The 658-nt window shown below is 30.5% G+C and carries 1 protein-coding gene and 1 pseudogene; both read right to left on the reverse strand.

The features are described from left to right. Positions 1–161: pseudogene (locus RVS70_RS21735) on the reverse strand (hypothetical protein); the annotation flags it as partial. A gap of 32 nt (positions 162–193) precedes the next feature. Further along, entirely contained in the window at positions 194–373 is a 180-nt protein-coding gene (locus RVS70_RS21740) for a hypothetical protein (RefSeq protein ID WP_019716390.1), read from the reverse strand. Between the last annotated feature and the right edge of the window lie 285 nt (positions 374–658).

Here is a 658-nt window from a genome sequence, read left to right on the forward strand (position 1 = left end):
ATCCTGCGATATGAAACGCCTTTTCGCAGTAATTCATTAACATTTTCAATTGTTAAGGGAAGGTTTAAATAATAATTTATGATGACTGAATTCAGAGAAATTTTCATTCTTACTATCCAATCACCTTCCATTTGTCTGGCCAACGGAACAGCTTCTTTCATAAACAAATGAGTTTGGTTTAAACTGATGACACTCACCCCGTTGTTTTATAAATATATTTCTCTTCAAATCTGGCACGGCTGACTTTTCCTTTAACAACTTTGTATCCCTCTTGTTTGAGTTCCTTATTTAACTCCCTAATGATTTGATATGCTTTTGCCTGCCCTACCCCCAAAATGTTTTGGATGTTATCAGCAGTTAAAAATTCTTTCAAAACAACTCCCTCCTTTTCTGCCTTTTTTCGTCTTTTCGTTTATAAGTTAATTATAATTAAACTATACGTTTAAGTCAATACAAAATTAAACTTTTTGCATAAAAACAATGGTTTTTTTGATTTCAGCGCAAAAACTCACGTCACATATAATGAATGTAAAACCATTATATTTATGCATTTAGTTTAAGTCAATATAAAAATTAAACTTATCGAAAACACAATCGGTAAGTCCTAGCTTGGTTACAATTGATGGTGATAATATAAAAATAAAATTTCTTTAGATTG

It is taken from the genome of Virgibacillus sp. M23 (genome assembly GCF_034190895.1).
Classification (GTDB): domain Bacteria; phylum Bacillota; class Bacilli; order Bacillales; family Amphibacillaceae; genus Virgibacillus; species Virgibacillus salarius.